Origin of the sequence: Aquabacterium sp. OR-4 (assembly GCF_025290835.2) — a bacterium.
Lineage (GTDB): Bacteria > Pseudomonadota > Gammaproteobacteria > Burkholderiales > Burkholderiaceae_C > Pseudaquabacterium.
The window spans coordinates 1,425,913-1,441,936 of record NZ_JAOCQD020000002.1 but is presented as its reverse complement, the minus strand read 5'-3'; the positions used below and the strand labels follow the sequence as shown (position 1 = coordinate 1,441,936).

The following is a 16,024-nucleotide window of genomic DNA, read 5'->3' as shown; positions in this document are numbered from 1 at the left end:
CGCAGGCCCCGGCCCCAAGCCGGCCGGCGCCCGGCCGCTCCGAAGCCGGCCCGCAACCCGCACGGCGGGTGGCCCCGTGTAACCGCGGGGCCGGGTGCCCCAGCCGGCCGGCGCCCGGCCGCTCCGAAGCCGGCCGGCAACCCGCACGGCGGGTGGCCCCGCGTACCCGCGGGGCCGGGTGCCCCAGCTACACCGCCCGTCCGCGCCGGTACTGGCTCTGGCTGCGCCGCGCCAGATCGCCCGCGCTGCCCAGGGCCAGCAGGTGCCGCGCGGCATGCGCATGCACGATGGCCAGGCCCAGCGCATCGGCCGCGTCCTTGCCCGGCAGGCCGGGCAGCTGCAGCAGGCGCATCACCATCGCCTGCACCTGGTCCTTGCTGGCCAGGCCGTGGCCGACGATGGCTTTTTTCATCTGCAGCGCGGTGTACTCGGCAACAGGCAGGTCGCCCGATACCAGCGCCGCCAGCGCCGCGCCGCGCGCCTGGCCCAGCAGCAGCGTGCTCTGCGGGTTGACGTTGACGAACACGATCTCCACCGACGCCGACTGCGGTTGGTAGCGCTGGCGCACCTCGCACACGCCGTCGAAGATCAGCTTCAGCCGTGCCGGCAGGTTGCCCTTGTCGGCCTCGGTGGTGCTGATGGTGCCGCTGGCCACATAGCTGAGCTGGCTGCCGTCGATGTCGACAACGCCGAAGCCGGTGCGTTGCAGGCCGGGGTCGATGCCCAGGATTCTCATGAAGGCTGAAGCTGGAAGTACCAGCGCACGGAGTGAAAGAACACCGGCGCGGCAAAACACAGCGGCGCCACGCGGTCGAGCAGGCCCACCGCACCGGTGACCGAGCTCTCGTTGCCCCACCAGCGCACGCCGGCGTCCTTCTTCAGCGCGCGCATCACAAAGTCGCCCAGCGTGCCGGCGCCGCCGGCAATGGCGGCCATCACCAGGGCCTGGCCCAGCTTGAACGGCGTGATCCAGAACAGCAGGGCGCCCAGCAACGCGCCGGCCAGCACGCCGCTGCCCCAGGCGCGCAGCGAGAAGCTGCGGTCGATGTGGCGCGCCACCGGCCGGCGCCGCAGGCGGCGGCTGGCGGCCTCCTGGGCCAGTTGCGCGGCGGCGGTCACCATCACCAGAAAAAACAGCAGGAACGCGCCGCGGTCGGGCAGCTTCGGAAAGTTCAGCAGCAGCAGCGCCGGGGCGTGCGACAGGCCGTAGACGCACACCGTGATGCCCCACTGGATCTTGGCGTTGCGCTCGAGAAAGCGCTCGGGGTCGCCGGCCAGCGCGCTGATCACCGGGATGGCCAGGAACATGTAGACCGGGATGAACACCGAGAACAGGTCGAAGCGCCGCCAGCCCACCAGCGCGAACTGCAGCGGCAGCACCACAAAGAAGGCCAGCAGCAGGCTGCGGTGGTCGCTGCGCCGGGTGGCCACCAGCGTGATGTATTCGCGCAGCGCCAGAAACGAGATCACGCCGAACAGCAGCGTGGCGCCGGCCGCCCCCGACACCCAGGCCAGCCAGAACACCACCGCGCCGATCCACACCGCGCGCAGGTCGCGCTGGGCGCGCGCAAAGCGCCCGGCCTGCTGCGCATCACGCTCGCGCAGGGCCAGCATCGCGGTGGCGGCGCTGGCCAGCGCCAGCAGGCCGAACAGCACCACGAACAGCAGCGCCACCTGCTGGCGCGCATCCAGACTGCGCAGCCAGCTCATGTGGCGCGGGCCATCGGGTCGTCGCTGGTGCCGTGGCCGGCCGGCTGCAGGGCCACCACCGCCTGCCGTGCGCGTGCCAGGAAGGCCGCCTTGTCCTCGGGCTGGCCGTCCACCGTGGCCAGCTGGATCGGCGCGCCGAAACTCACCGTGCACAGGATGGGCACCGGCACGACCTCGCCCTTGGGCATCACGCGCTGCACGTTGTCGATCCAGGCCGGCACCAGCGGCACCTGCGGAAACTGCCGCGCCAGGTGGTACAGCCCGCTCTTGAACGGCTGCGGCAGGCCGCGGCTGCTGCGCGTGCCTTCCGGAAAGATCACCAGCGAGTCGCCGTTGGCCAGGGCCTCGAGCAGCGGCTCGAGCGGGTCCTGGTCGTCGGTTCGCTGGCGGTTCACGTACACCGCGTTGAACACCTCGCGCGTGAGCCAGTGCTTGAACGGGCTGCTGGTCCAGTAGTCCTTGGCGGCGATCGGCCGGGTGCTGGCGCGCAGCTCGCGCGGCAGCGCGGCCCAGATCAGCACCCAGTCGAGGTGGCTCTGGTGATTGGCAAAGTAGATGCGCTGTTCGGCCTTGGGCGGGCAGCCTCGCCAGTGGCCTTGCGCGCCGGTGATCAACCGGGCCACGAAGGACAGCAGCAGGCCCATGGCATCGGCGCGGGTCATGCCCTGATCTTATGCGGCGGCACCCGGCCCGCGCGCGCGCGTCAATCGGCCAACAAATTCTGATCTTGAGTCTCAGATCTGTTGCAGATTGTGAGCAATGTCGTTCTGTCTGAGGATTTGAGGCCAGATTCGGGCACATTTCGTTCGATTCAGGGTTCTGCCTCATACGATGGCGTCCTGGAAAACACTAACGAGCGATGCCCGTCACGGCCCCCGAGGCTGCTGAACGAGGGGTCGGCGCGGTCCGGCCGCAGGAGTTGTCAGGTGATTGAGGGATTTCGTTGGCGCGGTCTGAGCGCGTTGGAGCCGGTCAAGGCCGTGATGCGCTGTGTGGCTGCCGTGATGCTGGCGGTGCCCGCCATGGCCTGGGCCGCCGATCCGCAGATTGCCGAGTTCTCGGACAACCCCGATCCGGTGGCCGCCGGCGGCGCCTACGCCTACACCCTGCGCATCGACAACAACGCGGTTGACGTGGCCAGCAATGTGCGCCTGCGCGTCACGCTGCCCAGCGGTGCCAGCTTTGTGTCGGCCACGCCGGCCAGCCAGAACTGCGTGGCCACCTCCGCCACCCAGATCGACTGCAACCTGGGGGCCCTGGGCGCCAACGGCGCCGATGTGCGCAACATCCTGATGACCTGGCGCACGACCGTGCCCGGCCCCACCACGCTGACCGCCACGGCCACGCTGAGCTCGGACAACGACAGCAACAGCGCCAACAACACCCAGACCCAGACCACCACCATCATCAGTGGCGCCAACCTGGGCCTGACCAAGACCGGTTCGCCCAATCCGGTGGTGGGCGGCGGCAACGTCACCTACACCCTCACCGCCAGCAATGCCGGCCCGAACGCCTCGAACGCGATCACGCTGATCGACACGCTGTCGCCGTCCAGCACCTTCGTGTCGGCCAGCGGCAGCGGCTGGAGCTGCAGCCATGCCTCGGGCACGGTCACCTGCACGCGGCCCGGGCCGCATGCCGTGGGCGCCGCCATTCCGCCGGTGAGCGTGGTGGCCACGGTCAACGTGGGCAGCGGCACGGTCACCAACACCGCCACGCTGGAGCCTTCGGCCGGCGGCACGGCCGACCCCGACAGCTCGAACAACACCGCCACCGCCAACACCACGGTCGACCCCGGTGCCGATGTGCGCATCGACAGCAAGACGGTCAGCTCGGGTTCGCCGGCGGCTTCGGGCGCCAGCGTGAGCTTCCTGATCCAGCCGCGCAACGGCGGCCCGAGCCAGGCCAACAACGCCGTGGTGACCGACACCCTGCCGGCCGGCTGGACCTTCGTGTCGGCCAGCGGCACCAACTGGAGCTGCTCGGCCAGCGGCCAGACGGTGAGCTGCACCCGCGCCACGCTGCCGGTGGGCGCCATCGACAACATCACCATCGTTGCCACCGCGCCCAGCACCGCCACCAGCACCAACTACACCAACACCGCGACGATCGCCTCGGCCACGGCCGACCCGGTGTCCACCAACAACAGCGGCTCGGTGACGGTGAACGTGCGCCCCGATGGCGCCGACCTGAGCCTGATCAAGACCAAGACGCCGAACCCGGTGAACGTCGGCTCGAACATGACCTCGACGATCACCGTGCGCAACAACGGTCCGCGCACGGCCACCGGGCCGGTGCGGGTGATCGAGCGCCTGGGCGCCGAGACCTTCGTCAGTTTCTCCGGCACCGGCTGGAGCTGCACGCCCAATGGCCAGGACATCGTCTGCGAGCATGCCAATGCCGCCGGCCTGGCGCTGACCGCGTTGCCGGCGCTGACCATCGTCACCACCGCCACCGGCACCGGCACGATGAGCAACACGGCCTGTACCGGCAACTCGGTGCCCAGCGGCTCGTCGGCCACCGCGCTGCCGCCGGTGCAGGGTGATCCGATCAGCACCAACGACTGCGCCACCGCCACCTCGAACGCCACAGCCGGCGCGCCCGATCTGGCCATCACCAAGCTCAGCAGCACGCCCACCGGCGGCGACAAGATCATGTCGGCCACCGAGACCAGCGCCACCTTCAGCCTGGTGGTCACCAACGCCTCGCTCAACGGCGCCGGCGCCACCGGCGTGGTGATCGCCGATCCGCTGCCCGCGGCGTTCTACAACGGGCTCGGCTTCACTGCCGCCACGATCAGCAGCCCGGTGACGGTCACGGTTTCGGCCGGCAGCACCGCCACCTTCACCTGCAGCACCGCCAATGCCGGGCTGCGCTGCACGCAAAACGGCGGCGTGCTGCTGCCGGGCGAGACCGCCAGCGTCAACATGGTCATCAACCGCCCGCTCAACGGCGTGACGGCGACCAACACCGCCACGGTGAGCAACAGCGTCGAGGGCGACTCCAACAGCGGCAACAACTCGGCCCAGGACACGCTGACCATCGTGCCGGTGGCCGATCTGCAGATCGCCAAGGGCGTGTTGCCGGCCAGCGTGCGGGCCGGCGAGGCGGCCACCTACACGATGTCGTTCTCGAACACCGGCCCGTCCACCTCGGCGGGCGTGACGGTGACCGACAGCTTCAACCTGCCGGCGGGCGACAGCGGTTTCACCGTGGTGTCGATCGCGTCCACCAAGGCGGGCTCGAGCTGCAACGTGGCCGCCGGTGCCCAGATCACCCCGGCCGCGCCCAGCATCACCTGCACCATCGGCAGCATGATCCGCAACGAGGCGCAGTCGATCACCCTGGTCGTGCGCCCCAACTGGATGGCCGGCGAGCCTGAGCGCACCCTGCCCAACACCGCCACCATCGCCGCCACCACGGCCGATGCCAACAGCGCCAACAACAGCGCCAATGCCACGCTGACCGTGCGGGCCTCCGAATCCGACCTGCAGATCAACAAGGTCGACGTGCCCGATGCGGTGGTGGCCGGTGCCGGTGACCCGGTGCCGTTCACGCTGGGCGCCACCTTCCTGAACTACCGGGTGCGCATCACCAACAACGGCCCCTCGCATGCCACCGGCGTGCGTGTGACCGAATCGATGGTGCCGCCGGCAGGCAAGACCGTGCGCTTCGTCTGCGACACCACGGCCACGGGCGGTTCCACCTGCAATGCGCCGGCGCTGTGCACGGGTGCGGGCAGTGTGTCGGCTGCCGGCACCGCGCTGCCCACCTTCACCTGCAGCCTGCCCGCCAGCAGCGCAGCGGCGCAGGGCGAGATGGCCAGCGGTGAAAGCAAGGACCTGTTCCTGCGCTTCGAGGTGCTGGAGCAGCCCGCGGCCACCGGCGACGTGTTCAACAACGTGGCCTCGGTGGCCGGCAACGAGACCGACCTGCTGAGCACCAACAACAGCGAGAACGAGCAGACCACCACGCGCCAGAAGGTCGACCTGCGCCTGACCAAGAGCGCCAGCGTGGCCAGCGTCAGCCTGCGCCAGCCCTTCAACTGGATCGTGCGGGTGGTCAACAACGGCCCCGGCAATTCGCTGCGCACCGATGTCACCGACACGCTGCCGGCCGGCACCGAGATCCTCGGCACCATCACCTGGACCCGCACCCGCAGCGCGGCCAGCGGCACCTGCAGCGCCAGCGGCCTGACCGTGAGCTGCGCGCTCGGCCAGCTCGACAGCACCGGCGAGGCCACCATCACCATCCCGGTGCGCGTGACCAGCTTCCCGGCTGGCGGCAACCTGACCAACAGCGCCATCGTCGACAACGATCCGGCCAAGACCGGCGCGGTGGACGTGCCGGGCGGCAACAACACCGGCTCGGCCGTGGTGGGCGTGGTGCAGGCCAGCCTCTCGGGCACCGTGTTCCAGGACCGTGACCGCAGCGGCGCCAATGGCGGCGTGCCGCAGGCCGGCGCCAGCGAGCCGCGCATTGCCGGCGTGAGCCTGCGCCTGACCGGCACCGATGCCTTCGGCAACCCGGTCGACCTCAGCGCCACCACCGACAGCGACGGCAACTACAGCTTCACCGGCCTGTCGCCGTCGGACGCCAGCGGCTACACCGTCACCGAGACGCAGCCGGCCGGCTTCGTCAACGGCCCGGTGGCACCGCCCACCAGCGGCAGTGCGGCGCCCAGCGCCGGCGGCAGCCATGCTGCGGGCGGCACCAGCGGCAACTCCAGCTACAGCGGCGTGGTGCTGACCGCCGGCAGCAATGCCACCGCCTACAACTTCCCCGAGCTGCCGCAAGCCAGCCTGGGTGGTTTTGTCTACGCCGACGCCAACAACAACGGCGTGCGCGACAGCGGCGGCGACACCCCGATCGCCGGCGCCACGGTGCGCCTGCTCAATGCCGCCAGCGGTGCCGTGGTGGCCACCACCACCACCGATGCCAGCGGCGCCTACAACTTCAGCGCGCTCGACCCCAGCCTGCTCTACACGCTGGAAGAGCCGTTGCCCGCCGGGGTGACCAACGGCCCGGTGAACCCCGGCCTGGTCAACGGCGCGGCCTGCGCCAGCGGCTGCACGGCGCAGCCCGACCAGCCGGCTGCCGGCACCGACCGCATCGCCAGCATCGACCTGAGCACCGGCCTGGTCGGCACGCAGTTCAACTTTGGCGAGCGGCTGGCCACCCGCACCAGCATCAGCGGCCTGATCTACCTCGACGCCGACCGCGACAACGCGCTGGGCGGCAGCGAGAGCACGCGCCTGCCCGGCGTCACCGTGCGCCTGGTGCAAGGTGCCGACTGCACCAGCGGCACCACGCTGCAGACCACCACCAGCGCCGCCGATGGCAGCTGGCGCTTCGACGACGTGGCCGTGGGCCAGAACTACCTGGTGTGCCAGACCCAGCCCGCCGGCTACGGCAACGGCAATGCCAACGGCACGGCCGGCAGCAACCAGATCAGCATCAGCAACCTGCCGGCAGCCGGCTCCAGCGGCAACAGCTTCGGCGAGACGCTGGGCGCGCTGTCGGGCAGCGTGTACCAGGACACCGGCGCCGGCACCGTGGCCAACTTCGACAACGGCGTGCGCAACACCGGCGAGAGCGGCATTGCCGGCGTGCCGGTGCGCCTGACCGGCACCGACGCCAGCGGCAACGCAGTGAGCCGCAGCACCACCACCGATGCCGACGGCAACTACCGCTTCGACAACCTGCCGCCGTCCAACGCCACCGGCTACACGGTGTCCGAGGGCACCATTCCCACCTCGGCCGGCAGCTTCGTGGACGGCCGCGAGGCCGTGGGCAGCGCCGGCGGCAGCGCCGCGCTGAACGACGCGTTCGCCGGCATCGTGCTGCCGGCCGGCACGGCGGCCAGCGGCTACCATTTCGGCGAGCTGCCGGTGGCCACGGTCAGCGGCACGGTCTACCTCGACCGCAACCGCGATGGCGCGATGGACGCCGCACCGGCCGACGGCCGCCTGCCGGGCGTCACCGTGCGCCTGGTGCAGGGCGCCGATTGCGCCAGCGGCACCACGCTGCAGACCACCACCACCGACGCCAGCGGCAACTACAGCTTCGCCAACCTGGCGGTGGGCGGCAGCTACCTGCTGTGCCAGAGCCAGCCCGCGGGCTATGCCGATGGCGGCACCAACCCTGGCACCAGCGGCAGCGGCGCGGCCGTCAATGCCATCGCCATCAGCAACCTGCCGGCCGGCGGCTCGGCCAACAACCTGTTCGGCGAGCGTGCCGCGTCGATTGCCGGCACGGTGTATGTCGACAGCAGCCCGGCCACGCCGGCCAACACCCACAACGGCCTGCGCGATGCCGGCGAAAGCGGCCTGGCCGGCGTGCCGGTCACGCTGAGCGGGCGCGACAGCGGCGGGGCCGTGGTCAGCCGCAGCACCGTCACCGATGCCGACGGCAACTACCGTTTCGACGACCTGCCGCAAAGCGACGCCGCCGGCTACACGGTGAGCGAGGGCGCGATCCCCGCATCGGCCGGCAGCTTCAACGACGGCCGCGACACCGCCGGCTCGGCCGGTGGCAGCGTGGCCGTCAACGACGTGCACGGCGCCATCGTGCTGCCGGCCGGCACCCAGGCCACCGGCTACAACTTCGGCGAGCTGCCGGTCGCGCCGATCAGCGGCACGGTCTACATCGACCGCAACCGCAACGGCGCGGCCGACGCCACGCCCACCGACGGCCGCATCCCCGGCGTCACGCTCACGCTCTACCAGGGCAGCAGCTGCAGCGGCACGCCGGTGGCCACCACCACCACCGATGCCAGCGGCAACTTCAGCTTCAGCGGCGCCTCGGCCGGCCTGACCTACACCGTGTGCCAGACCCAGCCGGCCGCTTATGCCGACGGCGGCGTCAACCCCGGCACCGGCGGTGCCAGCGGCACGGCCAACGCCATCACCATCAGCAACCTGCCGGCCGCCGGCTCACCGGGCAACCTGTTCGGCGAGCGCGTGGGCTCGCTGGCCGGCAGCGTGTACCTGGATGCCAACAACGACGGCAGCCGCGCGGGCAGCGACAGCGGCATCGCCGGTGTCACCGTCACGCTCAGCGGCAGCGATGCCGCCGGCAACCCGGTCAACCGCAGCACCACCACCGATGCGGCGGGCAACTGGTCCTTCGGCGACCTGCTGGCCGCCGGCCCGGCCGGCTACACCGTCACCGAGCAGGCGGCCCAGCCGGCCGTCACGGTGGCCGGCAGCAGCGTCACCACGCTCAACGGCCGCACCAGCGCCGGCAGTGCCGGCGGCACGGCCGCGGGCGTGGCCAATCTGCCCAGCACGGTGAGCGGCATCGCGCTGCCTGCCGGCACCGATGCCACGGCCTACCACTTCGGCGAGATCCTGCCGGTGGCGATCAGCGGCACGGTGTTCCTCGATGTCGAGAACAACGGCCTGCAGAACCTGCCTGCCGACACCGGCATTGCCGGCGTCACGCTGCAGATCACCGGCACCGACGACACCGGCGCCGCGGTCAGCCGCAGCGTCGTGACCGGCGCCGACGGCCGCTACAGCGTGGCCGACCTGCGCCCGGGCACCTACACCGTGACCGAGCCCACCCAGCCGCCGGGCACCCGCAACGGCCTGACCGTGCCGGGCACCGCCGGCGGCACGGCCACGCCGGCCGGCACCGCGCCCAGCGCCCTTGCCGGCATCGCGCTGACCACCCCCGGCGCCAGCGCCAGCGCCAACAACTTCGGCGAGATCCCGGCCAACAGCGTGATCAGCGGCCGCGTGTGGCTGGATGCCGACAACAGCGGCATCGCCGAGCCGGCCGAGATCGGCTTGGCCGGCGTGACCATCACGCTGACCGGCACCGACAGCACCGGCCAGGCCGTGAGCCGCAGCACCACCACCGATGCCAGCGGCAACTACCGCTTCGACGGTCTGGCGCCCGGCACCTACACCGTCACCGAGCCCAGCCAGCCGGCAGGCACGCTGGACGGCCGGGTGCGCCCCGGCAGCGCCGGCGGCACGGCCACCCTGGCCGGCAGCACGCCCAGCGCCATCAGCAGCATCACGCTGGGCGTGGCCCAGGTGTCCAGCGGCAACGACTTCGGCGAATTGCTGGCCAGCCGCATCAGCGGCCGCGTGTGGGGCGATGGCAATGACAACGGCGCCATCGACGCCAGCGAGAGCGGCCTGTCGGGCGTGCCGATGGTGCTGACCGGCATCGACGACATGGGTCGCGCGGTCAACCTCACCGTCAACACCGACGCCGCGGGCGTGTACGCCTTCGAGGGCTTGCGCCCGGGCAACTACACGGTCACCGAGCCCACCCAGCCCGCCGGCACCCTGAACGGCCAGACCCTGGCCGGTTCGCTGGGCGGCAACGCCACCGACAAGGCCACCACGCCGTCGGCCATCAGCGCCATCGTGCTGCAGCCGGGTGGCGAGAGCGTGGCCAACAACTTCGGCGAGATCGGCCAGTCGCCCGACCTGCGGGTGCGCAAGACGCATGACGGCAGCCTGTTCACCGTGGGCAAGCCGGCCACCTGGCGCATCACGGTGCGCAACGTGGGCGATGCCGCCAGCAGCGGCAGCTACACCGTCACCGACCAGTTGCCCACCGGCCTGACCCTGGCCGCCACGCCCACCGGCAACGGCTGGGCCTGCGTGGGCGCCGCCGGTGCCTCGCAGTTCAGCTGCAGCAGCAGCACGGTGCTGGGTGTCAACGTCACCGGCGCCGATGCCATCACCGTGGTCACCCAGGTGGGCGCGGCGGCCGCCGCCGCCTCGCCGGTGAACAACGCGGTGATGGTGGATGGCGGTGGCGAGCTCGACGTGCGCCGCCCCAGCGCCGCCGAGCGCGCGGCCATGGCCGGCAACGTGGCCGCGCTGCCGCTGTGCGCCAGCGTGCCCGAGCACAACGCCTGCCGCGACGCGGTGGCGGTGCAGCTGGCCGCCTCGGTGTCGGGCACGGTGTGGTTCGACATCGGCACCGGCGCCCGCGTGCTCGACGCCGGTGACCGCCGCCTGCCGGCCTGGGTGGTCGAGGTGGTCGATCCGGTCAGCAACCAGCTGATCGCCAGCACCACCACGGCCAGCGACGGCAGCTACAAGGTCAGCGATCTGGTGCCCGGCATCGAGTACGCCATCCGCTTCCGCGACCCGGTGTCGCAGGTGGTGTTCGGCTACCCGGTCAATGGCGAGACGGCTCCCGGCTCGTCGGGCAGCGCGTGCGCCACCGGCCTGCCGGCCAGCGGCACCGCCAGCTCCTGCGTGGTGGCCGGCAGCGCGCCGCAGCTCAACGTGGTGCTGGCCGCCGGCCAGGAACTGCCGCAGCAGAGCCTGCCGGTCGATCCCAGCGGCGTGGTCTACGACTCGGCCACGCGCACCCCGGTGCCCGGCTCGGTGGTCACCTTGGCGCCGGTGGGCAGCTGCCCGGGCTGGAACCCGGCCACGCACATCGTTGGCGCCACCGTGGGCGGCTACACGATCAACGGTGACGCGATCTCGATGACCGTGGGCGACACCGGCCTGTACCAGTTCTTCTTCGGCCCGCAGGCCCCGGCGAGCTGCGTGTTCGGCCTGGTGGTCACGCCGCCGGCGGGTTACGGCTTCCCGTCGCAGGCGCTGCCGCCAGCGGCCGGGCCGCTGGTGCCCAGCGGTGCACCCGGCACCAGCTTCCCGGTGCAGCCCTCGGCCGCCGCGCCGACCGGCTCCGACACCACCTACTACCTCGAGATCCGCACCGGCTCGGGCGGCCCCGATGTGGTCAACAACCACATCCCGATCGATCCGGCGCTGCCCGGCGCGATGTCGCTGTCCAAGACCGGCGACAAGGCCGTGGCCGAGGTTGGTGACAGCGTGCGCTACACCATCACGGTGCAGGTGACCAGCGGCGCCAGGCCGACGCAGACCACGGTGGTCGACCGCCTGCCGGCCGGCTTCACCTACATCCGCGGCACGGCCTCGGTGGACGGTGTGAGCATTGCCGATCCCATGGGTGGATCTGGCGGCCTGGGCCCGACGCTGGCCTTCAACCTGGGCAGCATCGGCACCAGCGGCCAGGCGGTGCTGCGCTACCGGGTGCGGGTGGGCGTGGGCGCGCAGCAGGGCGACGGCATCAACCGCGCCCGTGCCCATGGCTGCAGCCTGGCCAGCGGCTGCGTCGACGCCGGCTTCCAGCCGGTGGGCGGTGCCGTGGCCACCAACGAGGGCCGCCATGCGGTGCGCGTGACCAGCGGCGTGTTCGCCACCGAGGCCTGCGTGCTCGGCAAGGTGTTCGTCGACTGCAACGGCAACCACGTGCAAGACCGCGAAGAGCTGGGCGTGCCCGGCGTGCGCCTGATCGTCAGTGACGGCACCACGCTGATCAGCGACTCCGAGGGCAAGTACAGCGTCTGCGGCCTGCCGCCGCGCAGCCATGTGATCAAGGTCGATCCGGCCACGCTGCCGCGCGGTACCCGCCTGACCACCAGCAGCAACCGCAACCTGGGCGATGCCGGCAGCCTGTGGCTGGACCTCAAGACCGGTGAGCTGCACCGCGCCGACTTCATCGACGGCAGCTGCAGCAACACCGTGCTCGAGCAGGTCAAGGCCCGCCGTGCCCAGGGCGAGGTGCGTGCGCCCGAGACCGAGAAGAAGGGCGGCCCCGCGCTGCGCTTCGACAGCAAGGCGCATGGCCTGAACCCGCTGAGCTCGCCGCAACAAGGCACCGATGGTGCCAACCAGCGCGCACCCAAACCGCGCCAGGCGGCGCCGGCCCCGCAGGCCACGCCGCTGCGTACCGAGACCGAAGACAACGTGCCCACCTCGCAATTGCCGATGAACCGGCCGCCACCCGACGGGCGAGACGCGTCGCAGGCACCGGATGCCACGTCCGCCAGCAAGGCCCAGCCGAACGGAGCGTCGAATGGCACGCGCTGACCGACGCCTTGCACGCGCCGTGGCCGGCGCCTTGCTCCGCCCCGGCAACGGCCTGCTGATCCGCCCATCCGTTCGCCCATCCATCCGCCCGCTGGCCTGGGCGGTTGCCGCCGCGGCCGGCCTGGCCGCGCCCTGGGCGCAGCTGCAGGCCCAGGCGCAAACCGGCGCCGGCAGCGCGCCACCGGCGGGCTCGCCCACCGACGTGCGCTACACGCCGCTGGCCGCCGGCGACGCCGCGCTGTACCCGCGCGTGCCGGGCCAGGACGCCCAGCCCGGCGTCCTGTTCCGCGGCGAGCGCAGCGGCCTGAACTACGCCGCCAATGCCGGCGTGCAGCGCCTCGTGGTCGAGGTTGATCGCGACGGCGTGCCGGCCGACGGCCAGAGCCCGGTGCAGATCACCGTGCGCCTGTTCGATGCCCAGGGCCGGCCGCTGGCCGGCGAGGCCTTTGCCACGCTCGAGCACTCGGGTGGCCGCGTGCTGCTGCCCGGTGCGCGCACCGACGAGGCCGGCCCGCGCGGCCTGGACGCCGACCGCACGGTGCCCGGCGTGCAGCTCAAGGTGAGCGCTGGCGTGGCCACCTTCACGCTGCTGGCGCCGGCCGATGCGCAGGATGTGCGCGTGCGCGTCAGCGCCGGCGACCACGAGGCCTCGGGCACCATCAGCTTCGTGCCCGAGCTGCGCTCGATGGTGGCTGCCGGCCTGGTGGAAGGCATCGTCAACTTCCGCAACCGCACCGTGCTCACGCCGGCCCGCCGCGGCGATGCCTTCGAGCAGGAGATCGAATCCTGGGCGCGCGAGTTTCGCGGCGGCAAGGCCAATGTCGGTGCCCGCACCGCCTTCTTCCTGAAGGGCACGATCCGCGGCGACGTGCTGCTGACCGCCGGCTACGACTCCGACAAGGACACCCGCGCACGCCTGCTGCGCGACATCCGCCCCGACGAGTTCTACCCGGTGTATGGCGACGCCTCGATGCGCAGCGTCGATGCGCGCTCGGGCAGCCGCCTGTACGTGCGCGTGGACAAGGCCAAGAGCTATGCGCTGTACGGCGATTTCGCCACCGGCGACGGCTTCTCGCAGCCGCTGGGGCAGGGCGCCGTGGCCTCGCTCAAGTCGCGCAGCCTGGGCGCCTGGAACCGCACCGCCACCGGCGTGCGCCTGCACCACGAGGAGGGTCGCTTCACCGGCAACCTGTTCGTGTTCCAGGACACGCTGCGCAACGTGGTGGAAGAGTTCTCCAGCCAGGGCTCGGGCCCCTACGGCCTGCGCAACAGCGCGGTGGTCGAGGGCAGCGAGAAGGTCGAGGTGGTGGTGCGCGACCGCGCCCAGCCGGCGCGCATCGTCAGCGTGCGCGCGCTGGCGCGCCTGATCGACTACAGCTTCGAGCCCTTCTCGGGCCGCATCCTGCTGAGCCAGTTTCTGCCGGCGCTCGACGACGACCTGAACCCGGTGTCGCTGCGCATCAGCTACGAGGTGGACCAGGGCGGCGATCCATACTGGACCGTGGGCGGCGACGCCCAGGTCAAGCTGGCCGAGCAGCTCGAGCTGGGCGGCTCGCTGGTGAAAGACCGCAACCCGCTGGCGCCCTACGACCTGGCCAGCGCCAACGCCACCTGGCGCATGGGCCCGCGCACCGCGCTGGTGGTGGAAGGCGCGCAAAGCACCAGCACCGTCAACACCAACCCGGCCAACCAGAACGTCACGCCCGGCCTGGCCGGCCGCAGCGGCGAGGTCACCGGCAAGGCCGCCCGCCTGGAGTTTGCGCACGAGGGCGACAGCACCGAGGCGCGGCTGTCGGCCGGGCGCTCGTCGCCGGCCTTCAACAACCCCGGGGCGCCGCTCAGCGGCGGCCGTGGCGAGGCCTATGGCCTGGCGGCCTTCAAGCTCACGCCCGAGCTGAAGGCCTATGTCGAGGGCTACCGCAGCGAAGACCGCAACGCCGGCGGCGGCCACCGCGGCCAGGCCGGCCTGGGCCTGCGCTGGCTGGCCAGCGAGCGGCTCACGCTCGATGCCGGCCTGCGCAGCGCCCGCGAGACCGTGGGCACCCAGGGCAATGGCGTGATCACCTCGCCCTTCGGCCTGACCTCGGGCTTGAGCGGCAGCATTGCCAGCGGTTCGGCCGGCGGCGCGCTGGGCTACGGCGCCAGCGTGCTCGACCCGGTCACCGGCCTGCCGGTCATCACCCAGGGCAGCCTCACGGCAGCCACCAGCAGCCTGGCTGCCGGCACCCGCCTGGGCAGCGACACCGCACGCCTCGGCCTGGGCTGGCGGGCCACCGAGCGCCTGCGCCTGGGCGCCGAGGTCGAGGGCGATGTCGCGGGCGAGCGCCGCCGCCGCGTGGCGCTGGGCACCGACTACCAGGTGGCCGAACGCACCCGCCTGTATGGCCGCTACGAGCGCCAGAGCGGCTGGGTGCAGATGGCCGGCGTGTCCGACACCGGACGCTCGGCCTCGGCCTTTGCCTTCGGGCTTGAGTCGAGCTACCTGCGCGACACCCAGCTGTTCAGCGAGTACCGCCTGCGCGACGCGGTGTCGGGCCGCGACCTGCAGCTTGCCTCGGGCGTGCGCCAGGGCTGGGACATCGCCGAAGGCTGGCGTGCCACCGGCGCCTACGAGCAGGTCAACGTGCTGTCGGGCAGCACCGCCAAGACCCGCGCAGTGGCCGGCGCGCTCGACTGGACGGCCCATCCGCTGTGGCGGGCCGGCACCCGGCTCGAGCTGCGCCGCTCGGGCGACCTGGGCAGCACCGCCGACAACGAGGCCTTCACCACCACGCTGTGGCAGGTGACCGTGGCGCGCAAGCTGGCCCGCGACTGGACCCTGCTGGGCCGCAACTACCTGCTGCGCACCGACTACGCGGCGCGCGGCGATGTGCTGCAAGACCGCGCCCAGCTCGGCCTGGCCTACCGCGACACCGACACCAACCGCGTCAACGGCCTGGCCAAGATCGAGCACAAGCTCGAGCGCGACGCCAGCAATGCCGCGGTGGGCGAGCTGCGCACCCGTGCCTGGATCGCCTCGGCCCATGCCGACTGGCACCCCAGCCGCCCCTGGTGGCTGACCGGCCGGGTGGCGGGCAAGTGGCAGACCGACCGCTTCGAGGCCGGCGTGACGGACAGCTTCCGGGCCCAGCTGCTGTCGGGGCGCATCACCTACGACATCACCGAGCGCTGGGACATCGGCGCGCTGGCCGCCGCGCAGATCGGCCAGCATGGCGCCCGGCAGACGGCCTTCGGTGTCGAGGCCGGCTACCTGCTGCGCACCAACCTCTGGCTCAGTGCCGGCGTCAATGCCACCGGCTTTGCCGGCGATGCCGACCTGGCCGGCTACGAATACACCCGCTCCGGCGTGTACCTGCGACTTCGTTTCAAGTTCGACGAGAACCTGTTCAAGAGCCGTGACCGCGAGGTCAACCGGAGTCTCGACCGATGACATC

At 71.8% G+C, this 16,024-nt stretch carries 5 protein-coding genes; 2 read left to right on the top strand and 3 right to left on the bottom strand.

Translation table 11 applies throughout. The annotated features are described in order from the left end of the window. Nucleotides 1–187: 187 nt before the first annotated feature. From ruvC to N4G63_RS18555, 3 genes are read right to left on the bottom strand one after another with little or no spacing between them, the layout of a single operon-like run. Nucleotides 188–736 carry a crossover junction endodeoxyribonuclease RuvC gene (gene ruvC / locus N4G63_RS18565; protein ID WP_260787361.1) on the bottom strand — a complete coding sequence of 183 codons (549 nt, stop codon included), beginning with the start codon at nt 734–736 and terminating at the stop codon, nt 188–190. Then, entirely contained in the window at nt 733–1,710 is a 978-nt protein-coding gene (locus tag N4G63_RS18560) for a phosphatidate cytidylyltransferase (protein ID WP_260787362.1), read from the bottom strand. The genes ruvC and N4G63_RS18560 overlap by 4 nt, the downstream gene beginning before the upstream one ends. After that, nucleotides 1,707–2,372: a lysophospholipid acyltransferase family protein gene (locus N4G63_RS18555; RefSeq protein ID WP_260787363.1), complete on the bottom strand. Its 666-nt coding sequence runs from the start codon at nt 2,370–2,372 to the stop codon at nt 1,707–1,709. The genes N4G63_RS18560 and N4G63_RS18555 overlap by 4 nt, the downstream gene beginning before the upstream one ends. A gap of 342 nt (nt 2,373–2,714) precedes the next feature. Between N4G63_RS18555 and N4G63_RS18550 the strand changes: the two genes are divergently transcribed. Continuing rightward, nucleotides 2,715–12,590, top strand: a complete 9,876-nt coding sequence (locus tag N4G63_RS18550) for an SdrD B-like domain-containing protein (RefSeq protein WP_314600049.1) — start codon at nt 2,715–2,717, stop codon at nt 12,588–12,590. Beyond that, nucleotides 12,577–16,020: an Ig-like domain-containing protein gene (locus tag N4G63_RS18545; RefSeq protein ID WP_314600048.1), complete on the top strand. Its 3,444-nt coding sequence runs from the start codon at nt 12,577–12,579 to the stop codon at nt 16,018–16,020. The genes N4G63_RS18550 and N4G63_RS18545 overlap by 14 nt, the downstream gene beginning before the upstream one ends. Nucleotides 16,021–16,024 lie beyond the last annotated feature (4 nt).

Bases quoted from the DNA above. Each gene is read 5' to 3' on its own strand.
- N4G63_RS18550 (WP_314600049.1), top strand. From the start codon at position 2,715: ATGCTGGCGGTGCCCGCCATGGCCTGGGCCGCCGATCCGCAGATTGCC.
- N4G63_RS18555 (WP_260787363.1), bottom strand. From the start codon at position 2,372: ATGACCCGCGCCGATGCCATGGGCCTGCTGCTGTCCTTCGTGGCCCGG.
- ruvC (WP_260787361.1), bottom strand. From the start codon at position 736: ATGAGAATCCTGGGCATCGACCCCGGCCTGCAACGCACCGGCTTCGGC.
- N4G63_RS18560 (WP_260787362.1), bottom strand. From the start codon at position 1,710: ATGAGCTGGCTGCGCAGTCTGGATGCGCGCCAGCAGGTGGCGCTGCTG.
- N4G63_RS18545 (WP_314600048.1), top strand. From the start codon at position 12,577: ATGGCACGCGCTGACCGACGCCTTGCACGCGCCGTGGCCGGCGCCTTG.